Origin of the sequence: Microcoleus sp. S13_C3, from assembly GCF_036700905.1 — a bacterium.
In the GTDB taxonomy this organism is placed as follows: Bacteria; Cyanobacteriota; Cyanobacteriia; order Cyanobacteriales; family Microcoleaceae; genus Microcoleus.
Genome location: NZ_JAUBPT010000209.1, coordinates 1 through 8,932, shown reverse-complemented (window position 1 = coordinate 8,932; position 8,932 = coordinate 1). Strand labels below are relative to the sequence as shown.

The following is an 8,932-nucleotide window of genomic DNA, read 5'->3' as shown; positions in this document are numbered from 1 at the left end:
ATGCCGCCACTAACGCTGTCGTCGCCCTCGTCGCCTGCACAGTTGTCGCTGCCGCCACCGCCTAGCACGGTATCGTTGCCGATGCCGCCACTAACGCTGTCGTCGCCCTCGTCGCCTGCACAGTTGTCGCTGCCGCCACCGCCTAGCACGGTATCGTTATCTTTGCCGCCGTTAACGCTATCGTTGCCGTCGCCGCCGCTAACGTTGTCCTTGCCTGCGTCGCCCCTGACGGTATCGTTGCCTTCGCCGCCCTCGCACTTGTCGTCGTCTTTGCCGCCGTAGATGGTGTCGTTGCCGGCGCCGCCGTTAACGTCATCCTTTCCTTCGTTGCCGTGCACCCCGTCATCGCCGTCATCGCCTTGGCAGGTGTCGTTGCCGCTGCCGCCAAAAAGGGTGTCGTTATCTTTACCGCCGTTAATGGTGTCGTTGCCTTTGCCGCCCTTAACGTTGTCGTTGCCACGATCGCCCTTTATTTCATCATCGTCATTGCCGCCCTCGCAATCATCGCCACCTTTACCGCCGTAGATTTTATTTTTTTTGTCAGGCTTTCCTTTGATTGTGTCTTCGCCTTGTAGGCCGAATATCTCCTCGTTAGCGTCGGTAGCGAAAATTAAGTCATCGTCATTGCTACCTACGCGGGTTCGGCGATCGATGCCGCTGCCATCATCGTTGCTCGCACCTTCTTCTAGTACGCCGTTAAATTCCGCAATTTGCTTGTTATCAGGAGCACCTGTTTCGGATGCACCCTTAGACGGATCAGGAGATTTGGTGGTAACGCCGTCGGGGTTTTCGATCGCTTGCTCAATTAACTTGGCTAACTCCTCCTTGGTAATTGTAGAGCTGTTGTTGCCTAAATTCCCGACTGGATTTTGTGTTTCCTCTCGAACCGGAAAAAGTGTTTCCGGTTTTTTTTCTAACGTTGTTACGTCTGGTTCCATTGTTGATATTTCCCAAAAAAGGTAAGGTTCTTAGAATCAATTTATCAGCAAACAGGAGGCTGCAGAAGATTTTTTTTAACTTCATGCTTTCGCCTGCTAGAGGAGCTGGTTTCCTCATCTTTACTATTATAGATGCCACTTAAACAGCAAGGTTTTTTTCGCTCTGTTGCGAGTTTTATATTCTGCCATTGCGTACCACAATTAATTGCTCCGCAACCTACACTGTAATAACTGCGCCGAAGCGCCGAGCATTTGAGCTCTTCTCGGTAATTTCTCCAGTAAGCTGCGCCGAAGGGCCCCTTATTGTAGATTCTCTACGTAATTTCTACAGTGAATTAGCTGAATTTAAACTCGCAACTGACAACTCCTAAATAACTACCCAAAACCTGTATCCCCCAAATTCTACCCTTGCTTTTTTTCCGCTCTAGGCTGGGTGTATTAAAGTTTTGTAACACTCCCAGCTTTGACAAATCCTTCCCTGACCTAGGATTTGAATCTCTTGACTAAACGACAGCACCCTCCTAATTTTAGTTCCCGATGATTAATTAAAAATTTAGATCATTCGCCCGGGCAAATATTTGTTCTAATTTTTAGTTGCACAAATTTTTATCGAGTTGAGGAAACATCGCGAACTGAAAATTTTTTTTTCATATTAATACTAAGAACCCTGCCAAAATCTATCTATCTCAAGACAGATTGTAAAATTTTGCCAAACAGAGTAACAGATGCAGGAGTCGTTTTTGGTGACAGTTGCAAGCTCGGCATTTTGAGCGGGAATGGCTCACGGCGAGGCGACGAAACCCAGTTGCTTTGTAGAGGCTTCGCTACCAAATCCAATAATTATCCGAGAAACCGGCCTGATGAGGCGTAATCCTCTAGATGCCAAAAATGATGGTTGCTAGAGAGTACCGGAATAATTTGATTGCCGTTGTATTGTTGAGAGTTCTTGGCGGGTTAAGTTTATTTTTGCTGCTTAACTTTAACTAGATTAAAAGAGTTAAATTAAAAGTTTTGTATATCATAAAAGCGGTAAATTAGCAATAAGTTATTAGCAATTATCGATGGTCAACTATCGATTACCGATCGCCACTGAGGTCTTAAGGATGAGGGCGGAGGGCTTACGGATGAGAGTCGAGGGCTGACCAATTAATTAATTGACACAAAATCAAGATTACACATGGGGGGTTGGTGGTAGAGGATAAGCCGTAAAGACCGATCGACCGATCGCCCAAAAAAATAAAATACTCAACTTTTCCTGCGATATTGCCCTGAAACCGGTTGGCGTGAGCCGAAGTAATTTTAATAAGAACTAGAGATCCGCCTGGTAAAGTGCCTCCAATTTAACTTTACTCAGCAATGAGAAACTCAAGTTCACGACAAATCTAAAGGGGTCTGCGGTAGAGGTGCAAAATGTTAAAGATAGCAAGATTGGAGAAAATTCGGCTTTCACCGAGCCACAGGGCAATCAAAACTAATAAACTGTTATTAAAGTACAACTTTTATATCCTCAAAGTGTTTGAACAAATATATATGACGCCAGCGATCGCCCGATCGGGGGAAGCGCATTCAGAAACTTTGATTCAAAGAGTAAAAATTATTTTGCCGATCGCTATTGCTAGCCGCAAAAACGCAGGCAAATTCAGAATTAAGGCGGGAGGGCGCTAAATCCGTGAGCCAGGAATTTCAACTCTCAGTCACCCCTGTTGGGGACGACGAATATCTAGTGCGGACAGAAAGGGTTGCACCCGGTGTACCCTTAGCAGAAGAACAAGTCCGCTGGCCGATCGACGAATGGCTTGCACTGTCGGCTCAACTGATGAACGACCCGCTGGTGGGCTTGCTCCAAGGAAAAGCAGTACAGGGAAACAGTTTTGCCGGTCGCGGCCTCTCCCGTTCGGGACCCAACTCAGTGCCGAATTTAGTAGCGCTCGGACAACAATTATACAGCGGGCTGTTTCAAGGAAACTTGCGCGATAGCTGGACTTGCGCTCAAGGCATCGCCCAGCACCGCCGAGAAGTGCTGCAACTGCGACTCGGACTCAAAGGCCGGCGCTTGCCGCGGCTGCCGTGGGAAGTGCTGCACGCGGGCGATCGCCCTTTGGCAACCGGCACCGATGTCGTGTTTTCTCGCTACCAACCAGGTACAAGTTTGTTCAAACAAACCCGGATACTGCCTAGTGGTGGGCCACTAAAAATTTTAATGGCGATCGCCTCTCCGAGCGATCGAGACAGCTTGCAGCTCAAGCGAGAAGTGCTCCACCTGCAACAAGAACTCCAAAACCGCACCGGTCATCCTCTCAAAAACAGCCCCCATTGCCCGGAAATTCAACTGACTATTCTCGAACAGCCCGATCGAGAACAACTTACCCAAGCCCTAGAACAAGGACACTACCAAGTCCTGCACTACGCAGGCCACAGCAACTTAGGTTCCAGAGGTGGCGAACTCTACCTAGTCAGCAGCCGCACCGGCTTAACCGAAACCCTCAGTGGCGACGACTTAGCTGGATTGCTCGTTAACAACGGTATTCAGATGGCCGTGTTCAACTCCTGCCGCGGCGCCTACGGCGACCCCTCAGACCTCGCGGACGACAGCCCGGAACGGAACTTAACCGAAGCTCTAGTGAAGCGGGGCATTCCGGCAGTGCTAGCAATGGCAGAAAGCATCCCCGACGATGTAGCCCTAACTCTGACGCGGTTGTTTTACCGCAACCTCAATCAAGGCTATCCAGTCGATCTCAGCCTGAGCCGGGCCAGAGCTGGGCTAATTTCTGCCTACGGTTCTCACCAGCTATACTGGGCTTTGCCGATTCTCTACCAGCACCCGGACTTTGACGGCTATTTGACCGGCGCCCCAGCCCACAGCGCGACCTCCGGTTCTATGGTGCACATAATGGGGTCGGGAACGCAACCGGCGCTCGCGGGTACAGAATGGAAGGCTGCGTCTTCGGTTTCGGCGATCGCCCAATACCCCCCAATCCCAGCCAATAGATCGCATGAGTCAGACAATTCTGACGGCGAAGTCTGGGAATATCCCAACCAATTAAAAGATCGCAGGGATTGGGTTCACCAGAACGATCGACCCGATGCTACTAATTCACCGAACTCACCGACGGCGAAGCCGTCCTCTATTCCTCATTCTGAGTGTGCGGCGATCCAAGCAACTCGCGCCGCTGCAGCGACTCAGAAACCGTTAAAAAAACCGGGGTTGAAAAAATCTGTGGCCCTGATGCTTTGCTTGTTGCCCGTTGCTTTGAGTGCTGGCTTTTTTGGGTGGCGGCACTCGAACCGAAGCACGAAACCAGAAGAGTTACTGCCGGCGGTACGCACTCCCCTGTCGCAAAATTACCTGCAACAACGTCACTAAGGAAGGAAAAATTAATAACTTGCATAATTAAACCCCAGAAGCCTTGATCCAAGGTCAACTATTGCTCTATTAGTCACCTTATTTATTTTTCATTCCTAAAAGCGATCGCCCACTGCAATGCTGAATTTAGACCCCCTTGGCCCGGCTCCAAACTGGGTGGGGTTTTTGCTGGCCATTCGCGATCGGCGGCCGCTGGCCATTCGCGATCGAAAGTATACTGCTCGATCGAATCTCGGACTTACGTTCATCCAGCCGGTTTTTACCGAAAATAAGCAGCAGCCCAACCAAGCATCGAGGAAGAAACCGGGTTTCTCGTCGAGCAAGTAAGTCCGGGACTCTTAATATAAAATTAGTCAGTCGATTTGAGATTTTAGACTTCGGCTTGAGCCCTGAGTCGAAGGATTTGAGATTTTAATTTTACTCCACAGATAAATCTGGGAACAGGAACAAGACTCTAAAATTTTGATCTCTCCACGACAGGAGTCGGTGGCTTGTATGCGTTTTTGAGCGGGCTGATTCGGCCGCAGGAGCATTCGTCATTCGGCACAAGACAATAAAAGCCAGAGTTGCCACAATTAAGAACGTCCTCACCCTCAGCGCGCTTGCTATATTTCACAATAATTAATTATGGGAGCGGCTGTGAGTTTGACAATCAAGCATCCAGGATACCCGCCACGTGATTCATTCCGAAAGCAGACTCAGGACCGGGGAAATAAAAAACCTGTATCCGATAAAGGCGCCCCGAATTTATCCGTGGGGTCAAGGCTTCAATCTAAAATCTAAAATCTAAAATCTAAAATCGATTGACGCGCCCCTCCAGTTGGTGCATAAATTTTGAGAGTATGGCAGTTTACAGCCCACGAGTGGAAACCAATACATTTCCATGCAAACTCCATGTCGGGAACCGCTGCTAATTTGTAGTGCATCAAACATTTAAGCTGTGGTGCATTTAACTCGGTCTTTTTCAATTCCCCTGTGGAAGTAACCTCAAATTCTCTGGCTTGGGGCCGGAGGAGGAAGATTTTCCCGAGTTCCCCGTAGAAATCTACTGATTCCTGGCGAAGTGTTAAGAGTCGCAAAGCAATCTCGCCCGATCAAAACTATGGGAGCATCTCATATTTGTAAAAATACTTCTTCTGGCTCCTTCCTTCTTCTTCTTTCCTTCTGCCTCTTTCCTTCTGCCTCCTGCCTCCTGCCTCCTGCCTCAAAACTCCAATTTCTAGCGGAGGGCTGCAAAGGTGAGATGCTCCCAAAACTATTCCCCTCTTAGTGGCTGCCCGATGTTTCTGCCGCAGCGCCCATTGAGTCGGGTTTGAGCTTAAACCGGTTCAACGAAGAGGTGAAATTTTCTTGAATTTTTACCGGATTGCCTTCCCCAGACTGCGTTCTGTGCAAGTTATATGCCCAACACCTTAATAGAAGATTGCCCGTTGGTATTTGGGGTTTTGAGGGGATTTCCCGCCCGAAAAATAGGGTTTACAAGTAGCTGGCAGTGGCATCGAGAACAAGTCCTGCCTCGTCTTGTTGAGGTAAAAGTTAACCCCGCGCCGGTAAATGCTTTGGGCAGATTTGCAGCGGCCGCGGTCTAGGTATTTCGATTCATGGCTGTCTTGTTTTTACCTTGACCACAGACTCGATCGGGCATAGGTGAATGCAGGGAACAGACTTTACTGTAAAAAAGTAAAGCATTTAATTTGCGACAATAATTCCCCGCGCGATCGCAAGAGAGGCTTACACAAGGATTTGGGCCGCGAGGAGCAAATTGATCGCCCTTCGAGCATCCTTACTTGCACCCCCGGTCTTGAGGCCGCAGAAATTTCTCCAGAATCTTAATATTCAGAATTATTAGTATTGACAGTGAAACAAAGTTAATCTAATGTGTTGTAATTGATATAAGTAAAGTCCAATAAGCGAGGTACGGTCAATGGCAGAAACAGCTACAGCACCCTTAACAGGAAAAGGTCTGCTTCAAAAAATCAAAGGCAGTGATTTGCCACGCAGAGAACTTGCAAAGCTTTGCGGCTACTTCACTGTCAGCAAAAGTGGAGAAACCCGGATTAATCTGGCTGAGTTTTACGATGCAGTGTTAGCTGCTAAGGGCATTGAGCTAGAGAAGTCTAAAGCAGACGGACGCGGGCGAGAAGCGAGTTATCGAGCTAGCGTTCACAAGAATGGCTCGATCGTGATCGGGGCCAATTATACCCAAGAAATGGGATTAAAGCCGGGAGACGAGTTTGAAATTAAGCTCGGATACAAGCACATTCGCTTGATTCAGATCGATGTGGACAGACCGGATGTGGAAGTGGATGATGAAGAGGAGGATACAGAAGAATAAAGGCGATTCCCTGCGGGATAGCTTCGCCGCGCGTGATGCAGTCTGCCGATAGCAAGGCGACTGGATTTGGGATTCGCTACAGGAGTATTTGCGCGCCACCCTTCAATTTAACTGATGAGCTGTCTTGACTATTTCTATTTTCTCTTGTCCCGCAAAGACTACAGTGCCTCTGAACTTCGCAAAAAGGGGCAAGAGAAAGGTTTTGGCAATGAGGAAATATTGGAGGCGATCGCGCAAATTCAAGACCGCGGCTATCAGTCCGACACTCGCTTGGTGGCCAACTCGATCGCCTCTGGTGCAGGCAAATACGGGAAGTCTGCCATCAAGCGCAAGTGCCTGCAAAAAGGAATTACCAACGATTTGTTCGAGCAAGTCTGGGAAGAAGAAATTGCCGAAAATCAGGACTCCGAAGCAGAAAAACTGGCCGAATTAAAAGCCAAAGTCATGCGGAAATACAAGATCGATACTTGGGGTAAAGCAGATCCGAAAACCAAGGGCAAAGTCTTGAATTACCTGCAATACAGGGGCTTTAATGCCTTTGAAATTTGGCGGCAGTGGCAAGCGGAAGAAGATGATGAGTAAGTTATAGGACAACCCTCGATCAATGCTGCCCCCAGATAGTCAAGCACAACTGTACCGCAGCCTGGGGGCTAAATTGTGATTTCTGAGTTTTTGTAACTGTATGTCAATCCTCAGACTTGACCGAGAAAATGGGATGCAAGCCCCGTCCTTTTAGGACGGCTTTATGCTATAGTTTAATTGGTTGAAATCCCCACCTAAGATTGCAGCGATATATACTCATCTTGAGTTGAAACCGGGACTGATCCAGTAATAGGGAAAGACTGAAGGGCAATGGTTAAAATCCAACCTGGAAGCAAAACAAAGTATTGTTAATGTTTTTTAAACAAAACGATACATATAGTCGGGATAGGGCATTGCCACGACTTAAAATGAACATGGAGGCGCTCGTAAGACTACTTCGGTAGCATTGGTCGATGAAGTGTTAAGAATCCTCTCGCCTTTAGGCAGGGGAGTATGTCAATAAATAAGATTCGTACATCTGCCGGTGTCTGGCTAAAAGCTGGAGATATTTCTCATTGATTTTGGCCAGCATCCATTTCTCTTGAAAAATGGCGGCGGATTCTGCTTTCACCGGATCTGCTTCTAGTGGCAAAATATCTTTTCGAGCGGCGGTTTGCTCAGCAACAGACTTCAGCTTTTGAGGGTTTTGCTGGTATTTTCGACCGCTTTTGTGGTTGGCGTAGCGACGCGATCGAGTATACCCCATCTGCAAGAACTTGCGGGCCATGTCGGCTCCCACAAAATCTTCGCGATCGAGATACTCTAAAAACAATGAGTAAATTTTGCTGCTGGACTCCCTGGCAATTTCAGGAGTCTTAAATCTCCAGAAAGGCAGAATTTCTCCTTTGTAGGGTTCCACCAACAGGACTCCCTGTTCTCCTTTCCCTACCCGATAAAGTTCCGGGTGCTGTCGAAAGTCGATGTTCTTAAAATCCGCATGGTAGTCGAACTGCTTCATTGGGCGTTTTCTGTTCTATCTGGAACTATAGAAGCCCGGGGTTTACCTTCGTCTGGTTGGGTATAAACCCAGGCCCAAGCAATGAAGACAGCTTGAAAAGGCAGCCTCAACCAATACAGTAATTGGTTGTGGGGAATCCCTTCTATCGGAATGTTGTTGACGGCTTGATTGATATTAGCTGGAAACACGGCAATAAACAAGGCAATTAATCCCCACGCCGCCGCCCTGCTGACAGGAGGAACTAACAGCCCAATTCCGCCCAAAATCTCGAAAAAACCGCTGATATAAACCAAGGCTTCCGGGTAAGGAAGCTGGGGCGGCACAATTCTGATAAAAGGTGCGGGTACTGCAAAGTGCAGCACGCCTACAATACTGATAGCTACTGCAAGAATAACTCGCCAAATTTCTTTTTGACTTTTCATGGGCAATCGGTAATTAATAATTGTTAAATTGCTGCGATAATGGTTGCCCAAATTCGCTATTTGCGATATAGATGACAAGAAAACTGAGCCCCAAAAATTCCAGCTTTCCGGGTTTGTCTACTCTTGCTGGTGGCTGTAACGATTTTATTTCGTAGAAAAACCAGGTTTCTGGGTAACTCCCAGACAAGTTTTCCCAGCCCCAAACTGGAGGAAGCGAGAACTGGAATCGGAGGCCTGGGCGTTGAGTGCCCAAAACAACTAAGCTGTGTTGCATCTAGATTGCCTATGGTATTAGAGAGGGAGAGGGGGAGAAGAGGAGAGGGGGAGAGGATT

10 protein-coding genes are annotated in these 8,932 nt (G+C 48.0%); 5 read left to right on the top strand and 5 right to left on the bottom strand.

What is annotated here, in order from left to right:
* A partial coding sequence (locus QUA16_RS33190; protein WP_333181665.1) for a calcium-binding protein occupies positions 1–938 on the bottom strand: 938 nt, incomplete at its 3' end.
* A gap of 1,410 nt (positions 939–2,348) precedes the next feature.
* Between QUA16_RS33190 and QUA16_RS33185 the strand changes: the two genes are divergently transcribed.
* The 3 genes from QUA16_RS33185 to QUA16_RS33175 all read left to right on the top strand — a co-directional run bounded on the left by QUA16_RS33185 (position 2,349) and on the right by QUA16_RS33175 (position 4,629).
* The gene (locus QUA16_RS33185) at positions 2,349–2,603 is read left to right on the top strand and encodes a hypothetical protein (protein WP_333108595.1); all 255 of its coding nucleotides are present in this window, start codon (positions 2,349–2,351) and stop codon (positions 2,601–2,603) included.
* 4 nt (positions 2,604–2,607) lie between these two features.
* The gene (locus QUA16_RS33180) at positions 2,608–4,302 is read left to right on the top strand and encodes a CHAT domain-containing protein (protein WP_333108596.1); all 1,695 of its coding nucleotides are present in this window, start codon (positions 2,608–2,610) and stop codon (positions 4,300–4,302) included.
* Between the two features lie 117 nt (positions 4,303–4,419).
* The gene (locus QUA16_RS33175; protein WP_333108597.1) at positions 4,420–4,629 is read left to right on the top strand and encodes a hypothetical protein; all 210 of its coding nucleotides are present in this window, start codon (positions 4,420–4,422) and stop codon (positions 4,627–4,629) included.
* 452 nt (positions 4,630–5,081) lie between these two features.
* On the opposite strand, the gene QUA16_RS33170 is transcribed toward QUA16_RS33175, so the two are convergent.
* A complete protein-coding gene (locus QUA16_RS33170) occupies positions 5,082–5,381 on the bottom strand; it encodes a hypothetical protein (protein ID WP_333108598.1) in 300 nt (99 codons plus the stop codon).
* A 34-nt stretch (positions 5,382–5,415) separates the two neighbouring features.
* Positions 5,416–5,538 carry a hypothetical protein gene (locus QUA16_RS33165; protein ID WP_333181663.1) on the bottom strand — a complete coding sequence of 41 codons (123 nt, stop codon included), beginning with the start codon at positions 5,536–5,538 and terminating at the stop codon, positions 5,416–5,418.
* A gap of 688 nt (positions 5,539–6,226) precedes the next feature.
* Between QUA16_RS33165 and QUA16_RS33160 the strand changes: the two genes are divergently transcribed.
* Both QUA16_RS33160 and QUA16_RS33155 read left to right on the top strand, forming a co-directional pair.
* Complete coding sequence (locus QUA16_RS33160) at positions 6,227–6,637, top strand: AbrB family transcriptional regulator (protein ID WP_293126913.1); 411 nt, start codon at positions 6,227–6,229, stop codon at positions 6,635–6,637.
* Between the two features lie 114 nt (positions 6,638–6,751).
* Positions 6,752–7,219, top strand: coding sequence for a regulatory protein RecX (locus QUA16_RS33155; protein ID WP_333108602.1), 468 nt, complete (start codon positions 6,752–6,754; stop codon positions 7,217–7,219).
* A gap of 439 nt (positions 7,220–7,658) precedes the next feature.
* Here QUA16_RS33155 and QUA16_RS33150 read toward each other — a convergent pair whose 3' ends face one another.
* On the bottom strand, positions 7,659–8,177 hold the full coding sequence (locus QUA16_RS33150) for a DUF4385 domain-containing protein (RefSeq protein WP_333108603.1): 519 nt from the start codon (positions 8,175–8,177) through the stop codon (positions 7,659–7,661).
* A complete protein-coding gene (locus QUA16_RS33145; protein WP_333108604.1) occupies positions 8,174–8,599 on the bottom strand; it encodes a DoxX family protein in 426 nt (141 codons plus the stop codon). Before QUA16_RS33145 ends, QUA16_RS33150 begins: the two co-directional genes overlap by 4 nt.
* Positions 8,600–8,932: the final 333 nt, after the last annotated feature.